The organism is Halalkalibaculum sp. DA3122 (assembly GCF_043951865.1).
In the GTDB taxonomy this organism is placed as follows: domain Bacteria; phylum Bacteroidota; class Rhodothermia; order Balneolales; family Balneolaceae; genus JAMQKA01.
The window spans coordinates 15446-38660 of the sequence record NZ_JBINJF010000034.1 but is presented as its reverse complement, the minus strand read 5'-3'; the positions used below and the strand labels follow the sequence as shown (position 1 = coordinate 38660).

19 protein-coding genes and 1 pseudogene are annotated in these 23215 nt (G+C 47.1%); 4 read left to right on the top strand and 16 right to left on the bottom strand.

Annotated features, from left to right (window positions below):
• From ACG2F4_RS16915 to ACG2F4_RS16850, 14 genes and pseudogenes are all read right to left on the bottom strand, one after another.
• Window positions 1-587 (bottom strand): annotated as a pseudogene (locus tag ACG2F4_RS16915) (hypothetical protein); the annotation flags it as partial.
• A 396-nt stretch (window positions 588-983) separates the two neighbouring features.
• A complete protein-coding gene (locus ACG2F4_RS16910; RefSeq protein WP_395262073.1) occupies window positions 984-1430 on the bottom strand; it encodes a c-type cytochrome in 447 nt (148 codons plus the stop codon).
• Between the two features lie 23 nt (window positions 1431-1453).
• Window positions 1454-1936, bottom strand: coding sequence for a DUF411 domain-containing protein (locus tag ACG2F4_RS16905; RefSeq protein WP_395262072.1), 483 nt, complete (start codon window positions 1934-1936; stop codon window positions 1454-1456).
• A gap of 29 nt (window positions 1937-1965) precedes the next feature.
• Complete coding sequence (locus ACG2F4_RS16900) at window positions 1966-2325, bottom strand: P-II family nitrogen regulator (protein ID WP_395262071.1); 360 nt, start codon at window positions 2323-2325, stop codon at window positions 1966-1968.
• Between the two features lie 52 nt (window positions 2326-2377).
• On the bottom strand, window positions 2378-5518 hold the full coding sequence (locus ACG2F4_RS16895; protein ID WP_395262070.1) for an efflux RND transporter permease subunit: 3141 nt from the start codon (window positions 5516-5518) through the stop codon (window positions 2378-2380).
• Window positions 5519-5573: 55 nt separating this feature from the next.
• On the bottom strand, window positions 5574-6998 hold the full coding sequence (locus ACG2F4_RS16890) for an efflux RND transporter periplasmic adaptor subunit (RefSeq protein ID WP_395262069.1): 1425 nt from the start codon (window positions 6996-6998) through the stop codon (window positions 5574-5576).
• A 36-nt stretch (window positions 6999-7034) separates the two neighbouring features.
• Entirely contained in the window at window positions 7035-8315 is a 1281-nt protein-coding gene (locus ACG2F4_RS16885; protein ID WP_395262068.1) for a TolC family protein, read from the bottom strand.
• A 289-nt stretch (window positions 8316-8604) separates the two neighbouring features.
• On the bottom strand, window positions 8605-8940 hold the full coding sequence (locus tag ACG2F4_RS16880; protein ID WP_395262067.1) for a nuclear transport factor 2 family protein: 336 nt from the start codon (window positions 8938-8940) through the stop codon (window positions 8605-8607).
• Window positions 8941-8956: 16 nt separating this feature from the next.
• A complete protein-coding gene (locus tag ACG2F4_RS16875) occupies window positions 8957-10027 on the bottom strand; it encodes a DUF2231 domain-containing protein (protein WP_395262066.1) in 1071 nt (356 codons plus the stop codon).
• Between the two features lie 18 nt (window positions 10028-10045).
• A complete protein-coding gene (locus ACG2F4_RS16870) occupies window positions 10046-11254 on the bottom strand; it encodes a permease (RefSeq protein ID WP_395262065.1) in 1209 nt (402 codons plus the stop codon).
• A gap of 41 nt (window positions 11255-11295) precedes the next feature.
• Window positions 11296-12762: a multicopper oxidase family protein gene (locus ACG2F4_RS16865; protein WP_395262064.1), complete on the bottom strand. Its 1467-nt coding sequence runs from the start codon at window positions 12760-12762 to the stop codon at window positions 11296-11298.
• A gap of 6 nt (window positions 12763-12768) precedes the next feature.
• Window positions 12769-12990 carry an SHOCT domain-containing protein gene (locus ACG2F4_RS16860; protein WP_395262063.1) on the bottom strand — a complete coding sequence of 74 codons (222 nt, stop codon included), beginning with the start codon at window positions 12988-12990 and terminating at the stop codon, window positions 12769-12771.
• A gap of 51 nt (window positions 12991-13041) precedes the next feature.
• Entirely contained in the window at window positions 13042-13797 is a 756-nt protein-coding gene (locus tag ACG2F4_RS16855) for a copper resistance protein B (protein ID WP_395262062.1), read from the bottom strand.
• Between the two features lie 63 nt (window positions 13798-13860).
• Window positions 13861-15681, bottom strand: coding sequence for a copper resistance system multicopper oxidase (locus tag ACG2F4_RS16850; protein ID WP_395262061.1), 1821 nt, complete (start codon window positions 15679-15681; stop codon window positions 13861-13863).
• A gap of 155 nt (window positions 15682-15836) precedes the next feature.
• On the opposite strand from ACG2F4_RS16850, the gene ACG2F4_RS16845 reads away from it, so the two are divergent.
• The gene (locus ACG2F4_RS16845) at window positions 15837-16559 is read left to right on the top strand and encodes a response regulator transcription factor (RefSeq protein ID WP_395262060.1); all 723 of its coding nucleotides are present in this window, start codon (window positions 15837-15839) and stop codon (window positions 16557-16559) included.
• A gap of 85 nt (window positions 16560-16644) precedes the next feature.
• Window positions 16645-17997 (top strand): sensor histidine kinase, encoded by a 1353-nt coding sequence (locus tag ACG2F4_RS16840; protein ID WP_395262059.1) that lies wholly within the window; start codon window positions 16645-16647, stop codon window positions 17995-17997.
• Here the strand turns inward: ACG2F4_RS16840 and ACG2F4_RS16835 are convergent.
• Window positions 17994-18635: a class I SAM-dependent methyltransferase gene (locus ACG2F4_RS16835; protein WP_395262058.1), complete on the bottom strand. Its 642-nt coding sequence runs from the start codon at window positions 18633-18635 to the stop codon at window positions 17994-17996. The two genes, ACG2F4_RS16840 and ACG2F4_RS16835, sit on opposite strands and share 4 nt — an antisense overlap.
• Before the next feature lie 41 nt (window positions 18636-18676).
• Window positions 18677-19309: a hypothetical protein gene (locus tag ACG2F4_RS16830; protein ID WP_395262057.1), complete on the bottom strand. Its 633-nt coding sequence runs from the start codon at window positions 19307-19309 to the stop codon at window positions 18677-18679.
• A 237-nt stretch (window positions 19310-19546) separates the two neighbouring features.
• On the opposite strand from ACG2F4_RS16830, the gene ACG2F4_RS16825 reads away from it, so the two are divergent.
• Window positions 19547-22477 (top strand): RND family transporter, encoded by a 2931-nt coding sequence (locus ACG2F4_RS16825; protein WP_395262056.1) that lies wholly within the window; start codon window positions 19547-19549, stop codon window positions 22475-22477.
• Window positions 22464-23213, top strand: a complete 750-nt coding sequence (locus ACG2F4_RS16820; RefSeq protein WP_395262055.1) for an outer membrane lipoprotein-sorting protein — start codon at window positions 22464-22466, stop codon at window positions 23211-23213. The genes ACG2F4_RS16825 and ACG2F4_RS16820 overlap by 14 nt, the downstream gene beginning before the upstream one ends.
• The last annotated feature ends 2 nt before the right edge of the window (window positions 23214-23215 follow it).

Below are 23215 nucleotides of genomic sequence, written 5' to 3'. Positions count from 1 at the left end.
TGGACACTGGCTTTGGTCAGATCCATGCTCTGATAGACCCCGTCCAAACTCACTACCAAATGCAGCTTGTAGCCGATATAATACTGGTCGGTGATGGCACTGTAGCCTTTGTCTGGGGCGCTGTGGAAATGCTCGCGACATACTGCTGTGGAGTGCTCACGGGCAATATTTGCCACAGGTATGGGTATGCTGTCCACCAAGTAGGTATCTTCATAGGGGCATATTTGGCGTCCCCACAACTTAGCCAATTTTTCGATCCAACCGGCCAGTCGCCTGCGACGACGGTTATAGCAGCTCAGGTGAGGCAGATGGGGGAACGCATGGGTATAGTCAGCTTGGAGTTTACTCCAAAACCAATGTTCACTATCAATGCCTAAGGCCTCTTGCAACAGGGCCAAGCTCATAATATGAGCATCAGCCATAGGAGGCTTATTCGGATAAAATTGCAAGTTCAGATCCGAATTAAGAAAATCGGCCAAGGTTTCTTTGACGATGGGTAAAATTTTGTCGAAATTGGTTTTAAGGTCATGCATGAGCAGGGTGTTTTTGTGAAGATTAACACTCCTAAGATATTTAATATCAAGCACTTGCATGGCCTTTTTTATTTTAAAATTGTTAAAAACTTAACCCCTAAACGCGTTATCAACAGAATTTTTATCCGTTCCACTAACCTGGTCTTTGGTGTAGATAAAAGGTCGAATCCCATAGTCCTTAGCTTTGTGGCAATTTCGGATAAAGCAGGAAGATTTGTTGATCTAACAACCGCCTGTCCCAACTCAACAGCAAGAACGACACATCCCATATCAGTTAACAGCTTCTTAACTGCAAGCTTACAGCGAGGGCAAACCATATTCTTGATATATAAAATCTGAGTGTTACTACTCATTGTCAGTATGTATTTAAGATTCTACCTACAAGTAACAACACCTTTGCTTAAAGTAAGCTTAAATTGTCTTTTACTTTTGGATAATTGAAGAGCTAAACTATTGGTCAGCATTCATCTGTACCCATCGGTCATAGGTTTGTTTATCCCAGAAACTTTGGAAGTATGCTATCGCTGCGATGACTTCCTCATCACTTAATGTGTCGCCAAATGCAGGCATGGTTCCTCCCAGCTTTATACCTCCCTCAATGATTTGCCGGACAAGTACACTGATGGGGTGATGCCAGGCGTGGGCCGAGCCATCTAGTGGAGGCGCCGGAAAAGATCCATCGGGATTCAGCTGTTTCCAATCTTTAACAATTCCCTGGGCTCTCGTTCCGTGACAGCTCGCGCAATAAGTAGTAAATACCTGTTTGCCTATATTGAATTGTTTTTCGGTAAACCAACGTCCCCTGGTAACCGGTTCTTTTTGATCAGATGATTCGCTGGAACAACTGATAGCTATTAAAACAAATAACGTAAAAATAATAAGTAGAAGCGTTCTCACTTTACTGCAACAAGTTAAAAGTGTTAATGACTGGCATAAATCCGGCTATTACCCTCTTGGTCTATAAGATAAACATCATAAGGGGTATTAAACGAGGTATTCATGCCGGGAGAACTTGATGGCATGCCAGGAGCTGATATTCCCACAGCCTGAGGACGTTCATCAAGTAAACGGTTGATATCTTCTACCGGCACATGGCCCTCTACTGCATAGCCGTCAATGAGCGTAGTGTGGCATGATTCCATATCGCTGGGGATATGGTTTTTATCCTTGATTTCCGGCATGTTACTTACAGGTTGGATAGAAATATTATGTCCATACCGCCCCATATAGGTTGCCCATTTATCACAGCATTGGCAGCCGGAATTTTTAAACATAACGGCTTCTGTTACTGAAGTAGCCATATGTTTTTGGCGCTCATTATAATCACTGATAATCACCCAAATTACGGATCCAGCTATACCTATTACTAGTAATGCTAAAAATATAAAAGTCTTCGATTTCATAAGATTTATCTGAATTTAATTAGAGCTTGTTAGTGCGTATGCCTTTCACTTTGTAAAAAGTCATCACCGGTTTTTCCACTACGGATATGAATCGATTGCGATACCGGGGTTACATAGATAATTCCATCTCCGGGCTGACCGCTTCGGGCGTGATTTCGGATAACCTCAATAACTTCTTTCGTGTCATCCTGGCCGCAGACCACAACCAGTTTTACAATATCAGAGAACCGTTCGGCAATGCTGATCGATAGTTGTGCTTTTTGGGGATCCGACATCCTACCGAGTCCCATGACATCCATTAGAGTCATACAACAGAAGCCTTGGGCTTCTAACCCGTCAATAACTTCTTCTGCTTTTCGTTTGCGAATAAATGCTTTTATTTCATTCATAGTAGCCACCTTTGTTGAATTATGGGCCCCAAAGAGAGGAGCCCATAATTTGTTAATTGCTTATTTGTTGGTCTTCATTTGTTGCTGCTAATTTTTTTACTTCCCGACTTTTCCAGAGGTAGTAGATGACCGGTATCACAACAAGGCTGAGTATGGTTGCTGATACCATACCCCCGACCATCGGGGCGGCAATTCGCTTCATAACGGTTGCCCCAGTCCCTGTACCCCACATGATAGGAAGCAGGCCGCCGGTAATGGCACAGACCGTCATGAATATCGGGCGGATACGCTGGGCCGATCCTTCGAAGATGGCCTGTTTGAGGTCCTCTAGGCTATTCATCTTGTCGTTATATTTACGATTGTTATATGCATTATCCAGGTAGGTAAGCATGATCACGCCGATTTCAGCGGCCACACCGGCAAGGGCGATAGCACCCACTCCTACGGCTACACTAAGGTTATACCCCAGGATATACATCAGCCAGAAGGAACCCACCAGCGAGAAGGGCAGCGTCAGTAACACAATTAGACTTTCCTGCAGGTTTTTAAAGTTAAAGTACAGCAGCAAAAAAATGATTAGCAGTGTGATCGGGACCACCACTTGCAGGCGCTCTTTGGCCCGCTCCATGTATTCGTACTGCCCGCTCCAGGCCAGGCTGTAGCCGGTTGGCAGCTCCAGACGCTCGTCCACAGTCTGTCGAGCCTGATCCACATAACTTCCGATATCGGAGGTATTTAGGTCCACATAGATCCAGCTGGAATAGCGTGCATTCTCGGTTTTGATCACCGGCGCGTCTTTGCGGATCTGCAGGTCGGCCACATATTCAATGGGTATTTGAGCGCCGGAAGGCGTAGGAATTAATACCCGCCCGAGATCCGTAAGGTTTTCACGGTTCTCACGGGCATATCGCACATTCACCGGATAGCGTTCCAGCCCCTCCACGGTCTCGGTCACGTTCATGCCTCCGATAGCTGATTGGATTACATCTTGCACGTCCCCGGTCGTCAGTCCATATCGAGCCGCTTCCTTGCGGTTGATATTGAAGTCCAGGTAATTTCCGCCCGTCGTCTTGTCGGCGAACACACTCAGGGTACCGGGTACATCCCGTACCACTGAGGCAATATCCTGGCTAAGATCCGAAAGCGTCTGTAGGTTGGGGCCGGTCACCTTGATACCGATCGGTGTTTTGATCCCGGTGGAAAGCATATCGATCCGGGTTTTGATCGGCATGGTCCAGGCGTTGGTAAGGCCCGGAATCTTGATGGCCTCGTCCATCTGTTGCTTTAGTTTGTCCATCGTCATGCCCTCCCGCCACTGGTCTTCAGGTTTTAACTGGATAATTGTTTCGAACATCGATAGTGGTGCCGGATCTGTAGAAGTTTGTGCTCGTCCTGCTTTACCAAAGACCGATTCCACTTCAGGGAAACTGGCGATAACTTTATCGGTTTGCTGCAGCAGTTCCTTTGCCTTGGTGATACTGATGCCCGGATCGGTGGTCGGCATATAAAGTAGGTCTCCCTCTTCGATAGGAGGCATAAATTCCGAACCGAGTCGCTGCAGGGGCACTATGGAAATGGCAAGTATCGCAATGGAGGCTATGATCGTGGTCCATTTAAAACGAAGTGCCAAGTTGATTACCGGCCGGTAGATCCAGATTAAAAAGCGGTTGACCGGATTTTTGTGTTCCGGCTGAATTTTTCCGCGGATCAGGTATCCCATCAGTACTGGTACCAGCGTGACCGATAGCAGAGCCGCGGCGGCCATGGCATAGGTTTTGGTAAAGGCCAAAGGTTTGAACAGGCGGCCTTCCTGCCCCTCCAGGGCAAAGATCGGTAGAAACGAGACCGTAATAATCAGCAGGGAGAAGAACAGGGCCGGCCCCACCTCTTTGGAAGCATCTATTATAATCCGCCAGTGCCCTTTCTTCCCCCGGTCTTTTTCCAGGTGTTTATGGGCATTCTCCACCATCACGATGGCGGCATCCACCATGGCCCCGATAGCGATGGCAATTCCGCTCAACGACATGATGTTGGCGTTAATCCCCTGGAAGTACATTACCAGGAAGGCGGCCAAAATACCGATCGGCAAGCTGATGATAGCCACCAGCGAACTCCTAAAGTGCAGCAGGAATATCATCACGATGATAGCAACTACAATGCTCTCCTCAAGGAGTTTGTGTTCCAAAAATGAAATGGCCCGGTTGATCAGGCTGGAGCGGTCGTAGGCCGTTTTAATAGTTACGCCCTCCGGCAGGCCGCTTTCAAGTTCTTTCAGTTTGGCTTTTACATTGTCGATGGTCTGGAGAGCATTTTCACCATATCGCATTACGACCACGCCTCCCACAGTTTCTCCCTCGCCGTTCCAGTCAGCTACTCCACGTCGCAGGTCTGGACCTACTTGAACATTGGCCACATTGCGAATGGTCACCGGGGTGCCGTTACCATCGGTGCCAATAGGCACATCTTCTACGTCTGCGACGGTTTGAATGTAACCTTTACCGCGGACCATGAACTCGGTTTCACTCATCTCTACCAGGCGCCCACCTACGTCATTGTTACTGCGCTTGATCGCCATTTTTACTTTCGATAATGGGATATCATAGGCCAACAGTTTATCCGGATCCACTTCGACCTGGTACTGTTTGACGTGTCCTCCCACACTGGCCACTTCAGCTACCCCATCGACACTGAGTAGTTCATACTTTAGGAACCAATCCTGAATGGAGCGTAGTTGCTGGAGATCATATCGGTCGCCCCCGTCCAAGACATACTCATAGACCCATCCAACACCAGTGGCATCCGGCCCAAGGGTGGGGGTAACACCTTCTGGGAGGTTGCTTCCTGCCGTATTGAGATATTCAAGTACCCGACTTCGGGCCCAGTACATATCGGTGTCATCCTCAAAAATGATATAGATAAAAGAAAGCCCGAAGAAGGAGTAGCCACGTACTGTTTTTGTATTGGGAACCGACATCATGGTGGTGGTCAGCGGATAGGTAACCTGATCTTCAACCACCTGTGGGGCTTGACCCGGGTATTTGGTGAATACGATAACCTGGACGTCACTGAGGTCGGGGATCGCATCCACCGGGGTTTGATACATCACATAGGTACCGCCTGCCAGCAAGAGAATGCTGGCGATAATTACCATAAAGCGGTTGTTGACGGATAGTTCAATTATTTTCTGTAGCATTGCTTAAGTCTCCAAAATATTAATAGGGGTTTGCGCTATAAGGTTACCTGTGGAATCACATATTCATGTTTGAATGATCGGTAGTGTCTTCCGGTATCTTCTCATGGTTCATTTCACCGCCGGACATATCCATTTCCTGCATTTCTTCGTCAGACGAACTCGTCTTTTGTTGGAGCATTTTCTGAATAGCTTCCTGCAGACGGCTCTCGCTGTCGAAGAGGAACTGGGCTGAGGTCACAATTTCTTCGCCCGGTTTTACCCCTTCCAGTATCTCTATTTCATTATTGCGCTGTCCGCCTTCCATGCCCAGGGTTACCTCTCGTGGCTCAAAAGCCCCTTCTCCCTTGGCAACAAATACGATGTTCCGTTCCCCGGTTCGGATGATGGCCTCATTGGGAATGACCGTAACATTGTGCTTGGGACGTGTTTGAATACGGACATTGGCAAACATGCCCGGCTTCAGTTCCAGATCAGGATTGGGAAATTCCAGGCGTACCTGAACCGTTCGGGTCTTCTGGTCCAGGCTGGGATATACGTAGGCCACAGTACCCCGATAGGTTTTGCCAGGTTGGTAGGAAAGTTCCATCTGGGCAGGTTGCCCTTCTTCAATCCAAGGGACCTCGTAGTCGTATACGCTGGTTTGCACCCAAACAGTTGAAAGATCAGCGATTTTATAGGCCGGTGTACCTGATTTGATAAATTCACCTTCCACTGCATTCTTATGAAGTACAACGCCGGTAGCAGGAGACTTCAATGTCACCGCTTTTTTAACTTCGCCGCTTTGTTCGAGTTCTTTTATCTCTGAATCAGGAATATCCCAGTATTCCAGTCGCTTTCGGGTGGCTTCAAGTAGGCTGTTACCTCCGGCGCGGATTTGTTCAAAACTGCTGGAACCCACTTTGTCTCTTGTTTTGAGAGCCAGCAGGTATTCTCGCTGCGTAGTCACCAGCTCCGGTGAATAGATGCTGAATAGCGGTTGTCCCCGTTGGACCATTTTACCCGTGTAATCCACATAAAGTTGTTCCACCCACCCGGAAACTTTGGGGTTCACGTTGTATAGCTTTTGCTCATCGTATTCGACCTTGCCAACGGCATTGACCGTAGTGGAAAGATCTTTTTGCTGAACAGTTGCCGTTCGCACATTCATATTTTGGACAACGACCGGATTGATCTTAACCATCCCTTCCGAACTGTTGGCTTCATCCGCGTAAACAGGCACCAGGTCCATTCCCATCTTCGATTTGCCCGGTTTGTCGTATATCTCACTGGGGTTCATCGGGGCCTGCCAATACAGTATTTCTCGGTCTCCCTTTTGGGAGGCTTCTGATTTCTTATCCTTCTGAATATCATCATGCTGCATCTCTTCAGCAGCCTGAGGAATTGAAGCAGTCGTGTCTGTTGATTGTGTCCCCAGCCAGTAGCCGGCCAGTGTAAAGATGGCAATTGCACCCAGGGAAAGAAGTATAGATTTGGTATTCATGGTGTTGGTCCTCATTGTTCTGTGTTCTAAAATGGTTTAAAGGTCGGTGCCGGTGAGGGCTTCCAGTTCTGCTACGGCCTTATGGTAATCGGCCACAAATCGATGGTAATCGAGGCGAAATTCAAAAAGCGTCAGCTCACTGTCGAGCAGGGAAAGGAAGTCCACTTTATCATTTTGATAACCGGCCATCGAAGATTCCAGGGATTCTTCGGCCTGTGGAATAATGCCGGTTTTATAGAGATCAACCAGCCTCCGGTGTTTTTCAAGGTTGGTCAACGACTGCTGGAGCATTTGTTCAACGGAGTTTGCTACATTTCGGTAGCGATATTCCACGGAAGATTGCCTAATCCGGGTCTCCTGTACCTTTTTGTCCTGTTTCTTGTTGTAAAACAGTGGAATCTTGACATTGAACATGGCCGAGACAAAATCGTAGCCCGCCATTCCGTTTTGAAGTTCGTTTCGTTGGGTATAGGCCAGCCCTACCGAAAAATCGGGATAGCGGTCTTTGAGAGCCAAATCTACCTGTTGCCCACTCTGTTTTACAGCCGTTTTCCATGCTGCGAGCATGGGACTGGTGCTGTCGGCTTGCTGGATGAGTGAGGTTAATTCGTACTCTAACGGTTTCGGTTCGGAAGCCAACGCTCTCCCAAGCGGGGCATCTGCCGGTTGATCTATCAGTGTGTTAATTTGGGCCTGCATCGCTTCACGCTGCTGGCGAAGCTTGAGTTCGCGGTCAATCATTTTGGAAAGGGCCACCTGTGCTCGCAGTACATCTTGCTGAATGCCCTTGCCCACACCATATCGCGTTTCCGCGATTTCCACGAATTCCCTGAGCAGTTCCTGGTTGCTGGCAACGGTAGCCAGGGCTTGATCTATGTAATAGAGATCGTAATAGGCCTGCTTGGTTTTCTTTATTAGCTGATTTTTGAGCTCGTGATATTGGTGCAAAGTTATGTCCGACTCGCTGCGTGCAATGTCTCCTTTAAGGCTGAGCTTACCCGGGAAAGGAAAGGGCTGCATCAGTGAGATTTGCTTACCGGTCATCGGTTCCTGGTCCAGGGCAAAACTGTTGACCGGCAGGTTCATGAGATTTAAACCCAGTGTTGGATCGGGAAGGGCTTCTTGCTGAGAAATTCGGGTTTTGCTGGCTTCCCATCCCTGATAGGAAGATTGTAGTTCAGGGTTTTGGGCCAATACTTTTTGGATCAGTTCATCCAGAACAAGTGTTGAATCAATAGTCTGTCCTTCTGCTGCTAATGGGTATGTCAATAAAAAGGAAAGAAGTAATATCAGGGGTGTGTAGAGAAGATTGTTCATTTTTTAAAGCCGCGTATTTAGTTCAATCAGTTATAAAAAAGAGTTTCTTATCTTATTTCTGACTAAACTAACACTGTCTTCCTTAAATGAACCTTAAATCATCGAGGGGTTTCCAATAAAAAAAGTCCTGCATGAATAATGCAGGACTTGAAGAGAAAGTATGAGCTAGGATTTAGTTTCGACTGGCTGAAGACCAGTGAAGGGCAGTAATTTTCCAGTTTTCTCCTTCTTTCTTGAGAACAGCCAGTTCAAGGCTGTTAAGATCCAATTCTCTGTCGCTGTAGGTACCTCAGGTATGGGTTTGTGTTGAGACCCAGGCAGTATTGCCATCAATCGAAACATTGCGGGACTCAACTTCCCGTTTCATGGCACTCAAAAATTTCCCATCAGAATGAAAGTGGTGTGATAAATATTCCTCCTTGGTTTCGATATTCCCGCCTTCCAGGATTCTTACAGATTCTGATAGCAGGTTTTTGCCTGCCTGACTGTCATTATCGATAATTGCCTGATGGAATGCGTCAAGCGTCTTGATTACCTTTTTCTCTGATGCCGAAGGCTGACTTACAGATATAGAAGTTCCAATTGTAAATAGGAGAACTGCAGTTAATGATATTCGAGTAAGCATAATGTAGTTTTAATGATTAATTGAGTTGGGTTAAGGTCAACCGATCAATAAGTATGGTTCCATTTCCATTTAGCTTTAACCCCACACTTCCGGCCTCGGGAGCATCCCCATGGCCGTGAACAACCATCTCTTTGTTGATATATCCCCGGAAATGAGTGCCGTTACCGACCGTGCGAATAAACAGTATGCCCGAAGCGGAGTAGGATTCTTCGGCAAACACTTCACGATTTCCATTGTTGACTCGCCCCTGGGATATCGTGCCGTCGGAAGACAGCGTCACAAAATCATAGTTTTGGACATCTTGCACGTGGTTGACAAGCGAAACACTCCCCTCAAAATCAGACAGGTCCAGATAGTAATCGACCTGCACGTTTTGGAATGAACTCTTTCCCACAAAGAAATTAGAGGTAGAATCAAGGGATATCTGAAGCAAGTGATTACTGCCGTTGTTAGCAACAGTTGGTTGCAGCTCTGAAGCAGATCCTTCCAGCCACCGGAAGCGGGAAAGCAACGTGCTTACGCCGTTGGGGCCGATCTCCCAAGACCAGTTGCCGTTATCACTGACAGTGAACATTGAACCGGCCTGTTGCAGGCTATCCGTGGAAACTGAGGCAGTGCTTTGCTGCTCTACCAGTTGACCGGTTCCGGCTCCGTAGCCAAAGACCATCTCGGCACCGTGGTCCCCGGTTTCATAAAGGAAGAATATTCCGGGCAAGGCAATGACAAACAACCCAACTCTAATCACTTGCTGATCCATTTTTTGATACCAGTGGAGTAGCATTCGCAGAACGGCATAGATCCCAAAGAACCAGACGGTCCACAGGGCCCAATCGGCATGTTCATTTAAAACCGATTGAGCTCCCGACGGTAGAAACACGCTGTCGGCCGCCAAAGTGCCTGTGTAATAAGCAGCAATGGCCGAAATTGAACCAATACCATAAAGGATGGTTGTTTTCAGGTCATCCCACCACTTGTCGGGTAGAAAGAAGTTTAGAAAGTCCATCAATACTGCCAGCAGAATAATGGCTATTGGGAAATGAACAAGGATCGGATGTATGTTAGGGGCCCATTCGGGAATTAGTTCCATAATGCAAGGTTCTATTTGTTATAACAGTTGAGTATAAGCGAACGCTGATAATCCTAATACATTAATGATGATAAATATTGTGACGGCAACTTTCTTAATCTTGCCGCCGCCTTCCATATCCATCATCTTCATGTCGTGGTTGTCAAGGTAACGGTTGTTTTGCCAGACCAGCCAACCGGCGATCCACACAAAGACGAGGTTCATCCAGAAGGTATAGTCGATTTTAAACTGGGTAATTTCGGAAACCACCCGCCGGCTTTCCGGTACTATGTCCAGAAAGGAGAAAAGCCCATTCAGGATCAGGGCCGTAAGTACAATACTGACAAACATCACACCCGCAATATAGAGGGCGACCCGCCAGCCATAGTATTTGGCGTTGATGTGCACCAGTGGCGGTACCATAAGATCGGAATAGATAAAGCCCATGATGCCGGCAAAGAGCACCCCGTTTTGATTGAGTACCGTCGCCAGTGGGATATTGCCCATCGATCCGATAAAGGTGGAGGCCGCCACAAACGGGGCTATCATTGCATTTTCAAGTGTCACCAGCCAGTCAGGTAGATGCTGGGCATCGGCCAGGAAAAGGGTTGTCCAGAACGATTCGGGCACCAGCACGGCCACAAACCCGGCAATGGTAAAACCAATCAGGATATCTTCCCAGGCCATCTTCCAGTCGTTGACAAACTTGTGGCCGACCAGCTGCCATCCTTCTTTGCTGGTAATGCGTTTCTTCCAGTCAAAATCTTCCGTGAGACCGTCTCCCTCACTTTCTACTTTGTCGCGGGCTGCCTGCAACCAGTTTTCCGGATAGGTCCATTTGATAAGCAGACTGCTTATGGCAATGAGAACGAGTCCGCCAATAAGTTCAGCAGCCAGGAATTGCCATCCAAGAAAGATGAGGATTAATATACCCAGTTCAATGACCAGGTTGGTGGAGGCGAACATGAAGGCCACAGCCGCGATGAAGTGGGCTCCTTTCTTGACCAGTGATCGGGCCGCGGCCAGGGCGGCAAAGGAGCAGGAGGAGGAAGCGGCCCCAAAGAAGGTGGACAGGGATATACTTTTTAAATCCGCCTCCCCCATATATTTGGTGAGCTCTTTCTTGGGGACAAATGCCTGGATCATCCCACTGACAAAGTAGCCAAGTATAAAAGCCCAACCGGACTTCCAGAAGAAGCCCAGTGCCGTTTTCGCTGATTCGCCAAATGATTGAATAAAAGTTTCCATTTATGATCAATAATCAATTCAAATTATTGAATAGTTATTACTTAGGTGATCTCCAAGTTCGCCATCATACCCGCATCTTCGTGTTCGAGATTATGGCAGTGAAATACATATAATCCCTTGGGAGCATCGAACCGCATAATGACTCGAACTTGTTCTCCCGGCATTACCAGGGTGGTATCTTTCCATCCGGTTTCGGTTGGGAGCAGGCCTCGGCTCCCGCTGCGGCTTAGTACCTTAAATTGCACCGCATGGATATGCATGGGATGAGGGACAGCAGAGTTGTTCACGAACTCCCAAATCTCGGTATCTCCCTGGGTTACTTCTTCATCCACCCGAAGCATCTCAAATAAACGGTCGTTTATAGTGTGGCCCCTCATCATCTCCATATTCAGCTCGATACTTCGCGTGCGCTCGGCATCCTCTTCATTGGGGAAATTAATATCAGAGAGTTGCCGGGGAAGATCTACTGGAGCGGAAGAGTCGGCCTCATTACCTATCCGAAACTCCATTAGTAGAAATTCGCTGCCTTGCTCCGGTCCGCCTTGTCCCATCATTTGTGACATATTGCCCATCATCCCACCGTTTGAAGGCATGGAAAATGTCTTACTGATTAGTTCTGCGGTGTTTCCAGAAAATTCTTCAGAGAAATCCACCAATATATCCGCTCGTTCCCCGGGAGCCAGTAAAAGCTCTTTAGATTCAACAGGTTGTGGTAAAAGTCCCCCGTCGGAACCGATCACCGTAAACGATTGCTCATTTCGAAAAGCAATATTATAGATCCGGGCATTTGAGCCATTGAGTAATCGCAACCGATAGGGACGAGGCTGTACTTCGTGATAAGGGTTGGGTATGCCATTCACTAAAATATGGTCACCCAAATAGCCGGTCATCATACGTTCCGGCATGGAAGGGTCATAGTATATCTTACCGGAAGAATCTACTTTTCGATCCTGAATGACCAGCGGCAGTTCGAATTTCCCAGAAGGCAGGTTTAAGGCTTCTTCTTCATCGTCCGTGACAATAAAAAAACCTGCCAAGCCCCGATAAACCTGTGGACCTGTAATTTTGTGTGGATGCGGATGATACCAATACGTCCCGGCTCGCTGATTGATTGTAAAATTATAGGAATAACTACCTTCCGAAATTACGTCTTTGGGATGACCGTCCATATCGGGAGGCACAATCATGCCGTGCCAATGGATAATGCTCTCCTGACCAATGTCATTTTGGAATTGAACCTGAAATCGCTCTCCTCTTTTAATGCGAACGGTTGGTCCCGGCAGGCTCTTGTTATATTGTAAGCCGTCTAATGTATATTGTTCAGCAATCGTAAGGTTGTCGCGAGACGCCCGTAGTTGATCACTATCCAGGGTACCGGGCAGTTGCAGGGGATAGCGATAGGTATCTGAATCATTTGTACCGGCATCCATGCAGGAAGTGATAACAGAAGGGGTCAACAAGAAACCGGTACCGGCTCCGGTGTATTTTAAGAAGGTTTTTCTATCCATGTTCAACTATTTGAGTAATTCCTGTTTTCGCTTGTTGAACTCCTCTTCATCAATTTCGCCCTCAGCATACCGGCGTTTAAGGATTTCCATCGGTGTTTCTTTACGCTGACTCTGACTGGATTGACCAGCGTTCATAACCGCGCGAATGGCAAATGCGACCAGCGCGATAATTAAAAACCACCAGACAAACATCATCCATCCCCCTCCAAAGAAATTAAAATCATGCATATGTTACCCCCGTTAATTGGTATTGATTGATAAAAGTAATAGAATAATCCGCTAAAACCACATGCGAACACCGCCCAGCAGACTCAGGTTACTGACGTGACCACCTTCGGATCGTGCCATGTCGGCAGTTTCGCCGAGCTTGCGCTCCCAGTTAATTCCAATATATGGTGCAAATTCCCGAATAAATTCGTAACGGAGACGGAAGCCAAGTCCAATATTGTTGAATCCAGATCCGACACCCCATTCGGGGACCTCTTGCACGGCAACACTGGTTTCAACAATGGGCTGACCAATTAGTCGCTGAGTAAACAGCAGGTCGTATTCAGCTTCCAAATCGGCGGAAATATTACCGGCCTCGCTTACATATACCCCACTTTCAAAGTGAATGAAATAGGGCGCCTTACCCTGCAGGCCGACGGTGGCAAAGCCCCGGGATTTGTTGTGTTTTTCATAGGCCAAATCATAACGGACGCCGCCGGTGACGTCAAGATATGGACTGATAGCTCGGCTATACAACCCTTGAAATTCCATATGCGCCTCACTTTCGGTCGGCACCGCTTCTCCGTGAGACTTAAACCAGAATTTGCCCAGATCTTTGCCTACATACCCTTTTATGTCCCACATTACAGGATTTGAACCATCGATGCTGCGGTATTCCAGTTTGTCGGCAATCAGATAGGCATAGGTTTTATCGTCCATCATCAGGTTGTTGCTGAACTCGGGCGCCTTTTGGCCAAAGGCTGAACTTCCGCCAATTGCGATGATAACAAAGATGGGGAGAATGATTGTTGATATGCGTTTAATCATGGTCATGATCATGCAAGTTTGTATGTCAGATAGAATTCGTTAATAAAAGTTCGCTGAATCTACTTATGAATAGTCCTGTCCATAAATACTGCCTTCTTCATCCGCTACCTGGACCACGCGGAACATGCCGCGCTCCATGTGATACAGGATGTGGCAGTGGAAGGCCCAGCGCCCCTTGTCGCGTGGGGTAACCAGGGCCGAAATCCGCTGGGCCGGTTGCACGAGCAGGGTGTGTTGCCGGGGATTGTATTGGCCATTGCCGTTTTCCAGCTCCATCCACATGCCGTGCAGGTGGATGGGGTGCTCCATCATCGTGTCGTTAACCAGCGTGAGTCGGAGCCGCTCGTTGTGTTTGAACTCGATAGGTCCATCCACCTGGTGAAACTGCTCGCCGTCGAAGGACCACATGTAACGCTCCATATTTCCGGTCAGGTGCAGTTCCACTTCTCGCTGTGCATCGCGTTTGTCTTTATTGGGACGCAGGCTTTTTAGATCGTTGTACACAAGCACTTTCCGTCCGTCATTGCCAAGGCCGATACCGGGCTCGCCCAGCCGGTCAAACTGGTTCTGGGCAATGGCCGCCGCACCCGGTCCGTGCTTGTCGGGACCGTGTTTGACAGGAGGTTTGGGGTCTTTGGACATATCCATATTACCATGATCCATGTCTCCGTGATTCATATCCCCATGGTCCATTCCTTCCATGTCTTCACCTTTCATATCCATGCCGCCCATCGACATCATCATCCCCATGTCTTTCATATCACGCTTGGGACGTGGACGAAGGTCAGGCACCGGGGCTTCCATCCCTTCGCGCGGGGCCAGCGTGCCACGAGCATAGCCGCCGCGGTCCAGGGATTCGGCAAAAATGGTATAGGGTTTTTCTTCTTTGGGCTCTACGATCACATCATAGGTTTCGGCAATACCGATGCGGAACTCCTCGATAGGGACGGGCTCTACATTTTGGCCGTCGGCTTGAACTACCGTCATTTCGAGACCGGGAATGCGCACATCAAAAGCCGTGGTGCCCGCCGAAGCATTGATAAATCGCAGCCGAACTTTTTCGCCTTTCTTGAACAGGGCGTTCCAGTTGGAGTCCGGGCCGTGACCATTCATAAGATAAGTGTAAGTGGCACTGGTTATATCCAAGAGGTCGGTCGCCTTCATGCGCATCTTTCCAAATGAGAGGTAGTCCTTAACGGTATCTCCGAATCCGTTCTCTTTTATATCCGTAACAAACTCTCCGATTGTACGCTGCTGGTAATTGTAGTAGGCATCCAGTGATATGACATTATCCAGCACGTCATGAGGGTCTTCAAAGGTCCAGTCGGAGAGCACGATCGGATATTCGCGATCATATTCTACCGGATCTTCATCGGCCGGATCGATGATCATGGGGCCGTAATGGCCGAGCTGTTCCTGCAGGCCCGAATGACTATGGTACCAATAGGTGCCATTCTGCCGTACCGGGTAGCGGTATTCAAAGGTTTCACCGGGTGCAATCCCATCGAAACTAACGCCGGGCACGCCATCCATTTGGAAAGGCAACAGGATCCCGTGCCAGTGGATGGAAGTCGTATCATCCAGCTCGTTGGTTACTCGAAGCATTACGTCTTGTCCTTCCTGTAGTCGGATTAAGGGCCCCGGCACTGAACCGTTAATGCCTATGGCTTCGCCTCGTTTCCCATCGATCTTGTGCGGCATTTTCCCAATGGTCAGATCAATGACATTATCAGGGCCTTTGGGGGTTAATACATCTCGCTTCTCACTGCCGAAGCCTGCTAATGCGTAACCCGGCAATACTGCACTTGCACCGGCAAAAGCTGCTAAGGAGCCGGCATATCGGAGAAAAGTGTGGCGATTCATACCATTATTATCGTCACTCATAAATCAGTGTAATCTATTGTTTTTAATTAGCTAAAGCATCGGTTCCGAATGTCGAACCGAAACATACGAACCGAACCTTAAATTTAGCTTAAAACATTATTGGTCAGTGTCTTTTATCTTAGAGGTGTTATTTCATGAAATAGAATTATGGTTTTATGTGGATATTGTTGGTTGAGGACGAAAAACAGCTTGCCCGTTCCCTTAAACGTGGACTGGAAGAAGAGGGGCATGTAGTGGAAGTTATGCATGACGGAGAGGAAGCCGAGCTGCAGGGGTTGGTGAATGATTACGATATGGTCATCCTGGACTGGCGGCTGCCCAATCGTGACGGAAAGCAAATCCTGGAGCATTGGCGCGCGGAGGACCGGACATTCCCGGTTCTTATGCTGACCGCGCTCGGAGACCTGGATCACAAAGTGTCAGGCCTTGATGCGGGAGCCGATGATTACATGGGCAAGCCGTTCTCTTTTGAGGAGCTTCTGGCCCGCGTTCGGGCATTGGGACGGCGATCCTCGGAGATGCAGAATAATGAAGTTATTTCGGTAGGACCTATTGAGCTGGATTCACGCAAACACTGGGTCAAGGTATGCGGTATTAAGCGTTCGCTGCGGCCAAAGGAGTTTATCTTATTGGAGCTGTTGTTAAATGAACCTGAAACGGTGTTTTCAAAGACGCAGATTGCCGAGCGGGTTTGGGGATCAGCTTATTACGTAAGTGACAACACGATTGAAGCTACAATCTCGACCCTGCGACAGAAGCTGGTCGAGTCTTTCGAGGAATGTGAGGAAGTATTTTTGGAAGATAATTCAAAGGTTATTGAAACCATAAGAGGAGCAGGCTACCGACTCAATAATAATTTAACAAATACAGAAGAATAACATAGTGGCACGTATTACTTCGTTCTTCGATAGGCTTTCTATTTCTAAGAAACTGGCATTTTGGTATGGGCTTAGCCTTTTTATAATGCTTAGCCTGTTTGGCTACATCCTGTATGAGACCTTTCACCAGTCGATTCACCATAACTACGACCGGCACCTACGCTTTGAAGCTGAGCAGTTGCTTCCCCATATAAACACCGAAGATTCACTCTCCATTGATCTTACAGGTTATAGCAGGAACGCAGCACTTGAAAGCGGAGTCGAATATGGCACGTATGTTCGACTCTATAGCCAGGAAGACAGCCTGATCTATAAAAGCCCAAACTTTTCGGATGCAAAACAGCCGTTGGACACAGAAATTCCCGATACGCACGAGGAATATTCGTTCAGTAGTCAGTGGCAGGACTTTCCAGCGCGGACACTGTTTTATCCTATTAACAATAGTGAAGGCGAATTCTGCGGATGGTTGGAAGTCACGGGTTTCGAGTGGACCCTGCATGAGGAGTTGAGCCGGTTCCGGCAATATTTGCTTGTTCTGATTGCGATAAGTGTGGCATTCTCCATTTTGGGGGGATACTGGCTGTCCCGAAGAGCACTTAAACCGGTAGCTGATATTAATGAAGCAGCGAAATCAATTACGGCTACCGATTTGGATAAACGCATTCCGGTCAATTACCAGGTAAAGGACGAACTGACCGACTTGGCCGAAACCTTCAATATGATGCTCAACCGCCTGCAAAAAGGATTTGAACGAGAGAAACGTTTTACCTCCGATGCGGCTCATGAGCTTATGACACCTCTGTCATCGATGCGCAGTGATGCCGAGATCATGCTCCGTAAGCCCCGTTCCAAAGAGGAATACCAGGAAACGATAGAGCGAATGCTGACTGAAGTTCGCAAGATGAGCGAAATGGTGCACCTGCTGCTGCAACTCTCACGGGTAGAATCGGTACACCGGTCGAAACCGGATATCGTTAGCGTCAGCCGTATTACAGAAGCAGTGGCCGATCAACACCGGGAAACTGCCCAGACAAAGAATATCAGTATTCAAACAAAAATTGATCCCGACCTCAACGTCCGGGCGCACGGGGCCTATATTGAAGAGGTAATAAATAACCTTTTGGAAAATGCGGTCAAGTACACGCCCAAAGGCGGAGAGGTAAATCTGCAATTACAACGCAGCAGCGGCAAGGCGGTTATCCACTTGAGCGATACCGGTATTGGTTTTGATGAGAAAACTAAAAAGCACCTGTTTGAACGCTTCTACCGGGCAAATGAGTCAGAGGTACAGGATCAATCCGGCAGTGGGCTGGGGCTGCCACTTGTAAAAGCCATTGTAGAGTTATATGGCGGAAAAATTCGAGCTTACAGTGAAGGAGAAGGAAAAGGAAGTACATTCGTCGTCGAATTCCCGCTGGCTGAAGATAAGCAGGCTTAGTGTGGTTTAGAAGCTTCAATTCTTTTAAAAATACCCTTGGCAGTTAAATCCCGGACTTGCTCTATTTTCCAGCCGGCCTTTTCAACATTCGCTACAGTTTGTCGGGCGATATGAACTCCAGTAACGTAATGAATGGGAGCATCCAGTTTTTCCATTATCCCGGCCAGGAAGGATTGTTCCGGCTTCATGTGTTCGAGCAGATAAAGTTTGCCAGCGGGCTTCGTGACTCGTAAAGCCTCTTTCAGGCCAAGCACTGGATCGGGAACCGAACAAAACACAAAAGTAGCTACCACATCATCAAAGGTATTATCGGGGAAATCCATTTGCTGGGCATCCATTTCACGTAATGTAATGCAATCTTTGGCATGGTCGGGCAGTAACTTATGGGCCCGTTTCAGCATGCCGGAAGAAAGATCAATCCCTGTTATTTCAATGTCCTCAGGATAGTACGGGATGTTTTTACCTGTGCCCACTCCAATTTCCAATACTTTTGGACCGTGGATCTGCTGCCAAAGTTTTTGTCGCCATTTTTTATACCAAAGATGTTCGACCGGCCACTCCATCAGATTATATATAACTGATGTAGCGTTGTACCGCTTTTTAGTAAATTGTGTTTGTTTAGGATTGGGTATCTTCATCTAAATCGGAAATGTGATATCTATTCAGTTTTCAATTCTGTTTATAATAAGCGAATCACAAAGTAGCTTTCATTATCTTCGCTAGTGAATTTTTGCCAGATAATACCTTCCTCTTTGTCGATTATTTCTATAATTCGGTATCCGAATTCTTTCATTTTTATACCCATTACATAAATGCGGAAATTTACTTCTGAATTGATTTGATATCGTTCGGTTTGAAGGGTGTCATTAGATACAATCCGTCGGTTGTGGATATTTACTTTACTTTTTCCTCCCAGAAATCCCACCAGTCCCTTGTCGATATTCATTTGAAAATTAATGGATTCCATTTTCCATCCCGGTTCTGGAGACCCGGGGTAAAAAGCATTTGTTCCGTTTACATTTATTTTTATTTCACTGCCCTTTGCATAATCTGAGAAGGATAGGAGATTTACCAAGATTCTACGCTCATCTGGATTGCAAGTATAGATTGTCTTCGTACTGTCCACCAGGTCACCCTTTCTATTGTAACTGTATAGTTTGACGGGCATTCTTAGCAGATCATTTTGTTTTTCAATAGTCTCAACTTTGAGAAGCTGTTTTCCCGTCTGCTTCCCTTCTGGTGAATAGTCTGTTTTCACATATTGATTACCTTCGATTTCGTGTATAAGCATGCGATTGTTGTTCTGAGCCATCAAGGGCATTATGGATATGGCGTAAAGAACAATAAAAAGAAAGATATTTCTGTAATGGCACTTCTTATTCATGCTATCCTATCATCTTTGTCAGGCTGGTATTCAAATTCATAAACCTTCAGGTACAAAATATAATTGGTGTAAATGCAATAATAATTCAGCCCGTTAATTTAAGCTTTTTTTAAGGTGCCACCCCGTAGATTGCTAGTAGCAGGATACGAATTTTTAAAATCCATAATGATGTTACGATTAGCTGATCTAATTATTCGATACCGCTGGTGGATTATCACCTCAACCCTGCTACTTACGGTAATATTGGGCTGGAAGACTCTTTCCGTGTCCCTCAATGCTGATTTTTCGACCTATCTTAGCCAAGATGATCCAGCAGTGCAAAAATATAACCGGATTGGTGATATTTTCGGTGGAAACGACTTGGGTGTGGTGTTGTTGAACTCCGATAACGAGGTGTTTACCCAGTCAAACTTGGAGTTAATCAGCCGGCTGACGGAGGCCTACGAAGAGGTTGAGCGTATTTCCTACGTCACAAGCCTATCAAATGTGATTGACTTTAGGGAGACGGAATGGGGACTGGAGGTTGGCAGGCTATACGAAACGGACCGGGTTCCGTCGGAGGCTTCAGCTTTAAGAGAATTACAAGATTATGTACTTGGGAATGAGCGATACACCGGAAATCTGATATCGGAAGATGGCCGGACCGCCACCATTCTATTACAGTTCGAAGGAAGTAGAAAGGCAGGGTCCAACCAGTTTACCACCTCTCTGCGTATCAAAGACGTAACTGACGATGTGTTAAATTCCTCAGACCTGGAATCCAATGCCAAACTCTATTTCGGCGGACTCCCATTCTTGGTGTATAATATGACCCTGCTGATCAGTGAGAACCTGTCTACGCTGATCCCAATTATGATTTTCTTACTGGTGCTCGTTTTATACTTGGGATTCCGCCACTGGGCGGGCGTGGTGTTCCCGATGATCGTCGTATCGGTAAGTGTCATCTGCATAACCGGACTAATGGGTATCTTCGGGTTGGAATTCGACCTGCTGACCGGGATCATGCCGGTGGTTCTGCTGGCCCTGGGCAGTGCCGACGGTATCCACCTGATGAAACGCTATTATGAGTTGCGTAATGAAGGTAACGATCCCAAACAGGCCACCCGGCAAACCTTCAAGCAAATGGGCACACCTATCGCTCTTACAACGATTACAACTACGGTAGGGTTTGCTTCATTGTTTGTCTCCGATTTCTCAGTTATCCAACAATTCGGCCTGTTGACAGCAGTGGGAGTTATCCTGGCCCTGATCGTAACTCTGACACTGCTTCCTGCACTGCTTTCATTCGGCATAGGATTTAACCCCGGTACCAAGAGTGTGAAATCAGAATATCACTTTCTGGACCGTTTTGGATTTCGTGTTTATAAGCACCAAAAATTAATTCTGGCAGGTAGTCTTGGCATAATTGTCCTGGCGGTTATTGCCATCCCTAAAATTGAAAAAGATGTGGACTGGTCACTTTGCCTGGCACGAGGCAGTGATCCCTATCACGCCGAAATGATGCTGCGCGAGAAATTCGAAGGCTCGCTTCCGGTACAGGTAGTCGTCGATGGGGATATAAAAGATCCGGCTATCCTTCAGTTGATGCACCGGGTGGAACGTAGGCTGGAGACCATTCCCGAAGTGGGCAAACCGAGTTCCATGGGGTCGGTCATGGCAGAAATGAACAAGGTGATGAATGGTCGTTACCAGGTGCCGGAAAAGCACCAGGGCGTTTCTAACCTCTGGTTCCTGATTGAGGGGGAGGACCAGATTGAACGCATGGTTACGCCAGATTCTGATATGGGGCTGGTTCAAGCTAAGATGGGTACGTGGCATACCGGTACGTTGGTGACCTCGGTAGACAGTATCAATCGTTATCTGAGAACACTGCCGAAGCATCTAAGTACTGTTAATCTGCATTATTTAGATTCTCAAAAACGGCAACTGGTAAAGCAAGAGCAGTTGCAATTGGTGATGCAGGAACTCCGCTGGTATTTGAGTAAAGAGGGAATATCATGGAGGCGCGCCTTCATGGATAAGGTAAAAGATAACCTCATGAATTTTACAGTTGGCCCATTGACGAGAGACAGCGTCTTGGTTCAACTGAATCGGTACCTTGCAAGCTCACAGGCAGAGATCGTTCTTGAGGATACCGTACGAGCGAAGGTGCTGGATCAGATTGCTGAAGATCTCCAGCTAAATAACATTCAGGTGACAGCCAGAGAGGTAAGCAACATGCTGGTATCTGCCTTGCCTGCATTACCTGGGGAAGATGCCGACTGGCTGGCCGGTTCACTTGCAAATATCATTAATACGACAATTGGACGGGCCAGGATCCTACCAGCCATTGATTTGTTATCGTCACTTAATCCCGAGAATGATGAAGACTTCCGGAAAAATGTGAAAGGCATCTTATGGAACGTAAACAGTAACATAGCATTCCTGGATTCAAAGCTGGCAAATAAAATTTTCGGTGATGAACACCCTGCGGTTATACGGGAAGTACCGGTTTCAATATATCAGGCTGGGATGCCTCAGGTGTTGAAAGGGATGGAGGAGGAACTTGTGCCAACCCAGATCAAGAGCCTGTTGACCGCGCTGCTTTTTGTATTGGTGTTGCTGGCAATTATCCACAAATCCACCATAGTTGCCCTGATTGCGATCATCCCGATTTCCCTAACAATCCTAATCAACTTTGGAGTGATGGGATACCTCGGCATTGGGCTGGACTCATTTACCGCTATGATTGCCTCCATTGCCATCGGGCTCGGCATCGATACAGATATTCACTTTATCTCTCGTTACCGGGATGAACTGATCGCTTCCGGAGATAAACTTCAGGCCTTGCAGGAAACAATCAAAACAACCGGCATGTCGATTTTGATCAACGCCCTGGCGGTGGGACTGGGATTCTTGGTGCTTCTGTTTGCCGGCGGGCAGCATATTCGTCGTTTTGGAGGACTCACTTCGCTTACCGTGCTAGTCAGCGCTACCCTCAGTCTCACGCTGCTTGCTGTGTTAATCATTTGGCTAAAGCCAAAATACCTTGTCGGACATTCTACAAGTGATGATATAATTGAAACAACAAAAGAGAAACGCCATGAAACTATTTAAATATATCCTATCCCTGAATTTATTGTTAATTGTGTTTATAACCCTTCCCGCTGTTGGACAATCGCCGGATCAAATTCTTGCAAAAATTGACTCAGTACAAAATGCTTTTTCTGATATGTCGGCTACCGAGCAAATGAAACTTATTGATGAGGAGAATCGGGTAAAAAAGCGAGTTGTTGAAATCAAGCAAAAGGGGAAGGAGCTACGGATGGTGCGTTTCTTGGAACCGGCCGATGTGCGGGGTGTCGGATTCCTGCGGCTGGATTCCGACCGGCTCTATCTCTACCTGCCGGCCTTTCGGAAGGTACGGAGAATTGCCTCCTCAGCGACCAATGAAAACTTCATGGGAACGGACTTTACGTATGAAGACATGTCCCAAAGTGTCTATGCAGACGATTATATAGCCCGGGAATTGTCGACTCAACAAGGACAATACCGTTTATTCCTTGAACCAAAACCCGGTGCGGATGTCAACTATCATCACCTTGTAATACATGCCGATACCTCCAACTTTGTACTTTGGAAAGTAGAATACCATAACCGGTTAGAACAAAAAAAAGAACTTTCGATTGATAATGTAGAAAAGATTGATGGCTACTGGATGGGGAAAATGATGAGAATGGTGTCACTGGATGAAAACCATGAAACCGTTCTTGAACTCTCAGACATTCAATTTGATCAGGGGCTCTCAGACAGTGAATTCAGTGAACGCTCTCTCAAACGACCCATCCGGTGATC

Bases quoted from the DNA above. Each gene is read 5' to 3' on its own strand.
- ACG2F4_RS16905 (WP_395262072.1), bottom strand. From the start codon at position 1,936: ATGAAATCGAAGACTTTTATATTTTTAGCATTACTAGTAATAGGTATA.
- ACG2F4_RS16900 (WP_395262071.1), bottom strand. From the start codon at position 2,325: ATGAATGAAATAAAAGCATTTATTCGCAAACGAAAAGCAGAAGAAGTT.
- ACG2F4_RS16895 (WP_395262070.1), bottom strand. From the start codon at position 5,518: ATGCTACAGAAAATAATTGAACTATCCGTCAACAACCGCTTTATGGTA.
- ACG2F4_RS16890 (WP_395262069.1), bottom strand. From the start codon at position 6,998: ATGAATACCAAATCTATACTTCTTTCCCTGGGTGCAATTGCCATCTTT.
- ACG2F4_RS16885 (WP_395262068.1), bottom strand. From the start codon at position 8,315: ATGAACAATCTTCTCTACACACCCCTGATATTACTTCTTTCCTTTTTA.
- ACG2F4_RS16880 (WP_395262067.1), bottom strand. From the start codon at position 8,940: ATGCTTACTCGAATATCATTAACTGCAGTTCTCCTATTTACAATTGGA.
- ACG2F4_RS16875 (WP_395262066.1), bottom strand. From the start codon at position 10,027: ATGGAACTAATTCCCGAATGGGCCCCTAACATACATCCGATCCTTGTT.
- ACG2F4_RS16870 (WP_395262065.1), bottom strand. From the start codon at position 11,254: ATGGAAACTTTTATTCAATCATTTGGCGAATCAGCGAAAACGGCACTG.
- ACG2F4_RS16865 (WP_395262064.1), bottom strand. From the start codon at position 12,762: ATGGATAGAAAAACCTTCTTAAAATACACCGGAGCCGGTACCGGTTTC.
- ACG2F4_RS16860 (WP_395262063.1), bottom strand. From the start codon at position 12,990: ATGCATGATTTTAATTTCTTTGGAGGGGGATGGATGATGTTTGTCTGG.
- ACG2F4_RS16855 (WP_395262062.1), bottom strand. From the start codon at position 13,797: ATGATTAAACGCATATCAACAATCATTCTCCCCATCTTTGTTATCATC.
- ACG2F4_RS16850 (WP_395262061.1), bottom strand. From the start codon at position 15,681: ATGAGTGACGATAATAATGGTATGAATCGCCACACTTTTCTCCGATAT.
- ACG2F4_RS16845 (WP_395262060.1), top strand. From the start codon at position 15,837: ATGTGGATATTGTTGGTTGAGGACGAAAAACAGCTTGCCCGTTCCCTT.
- ACG2F4_RS16840 (WP_395262059.1), top strand. From the start codon at position 16,645: ATGCTTAGCCTGTTTGGCTACATCCTGTATGAGACCTTTCACCAGTCG.
- ACG2F4_RS16835 (WP_395262058.1), bottom strand. From the start codon at position 18,635: ATGAAGATACCCAATCCTAAACAAACACAATTTACTAAAAAGCGGTAC.
- ACG2F4_RS16830 (WP_395262057.1), bottom strand. From the start codon at position 19,309: ATGGCTCAGAACAACAATCGCATGCTTATACACGAAATCGAAGGTAAT.
- ACG2F4_RS16825 (WP_395262056.1), top strand. From the start codon at position 19,547: ATGATGTTACGATTAGCTGATCTAATTATTCGATACCGCTGGTGGATT.
- ACG2F4_RS16820 (WP_395262055.1), top strand. From the start codon at position 22,464: ATGAAACTATTTAAATATATCCTATCCCTGAATTTATTGTTAATTGTG.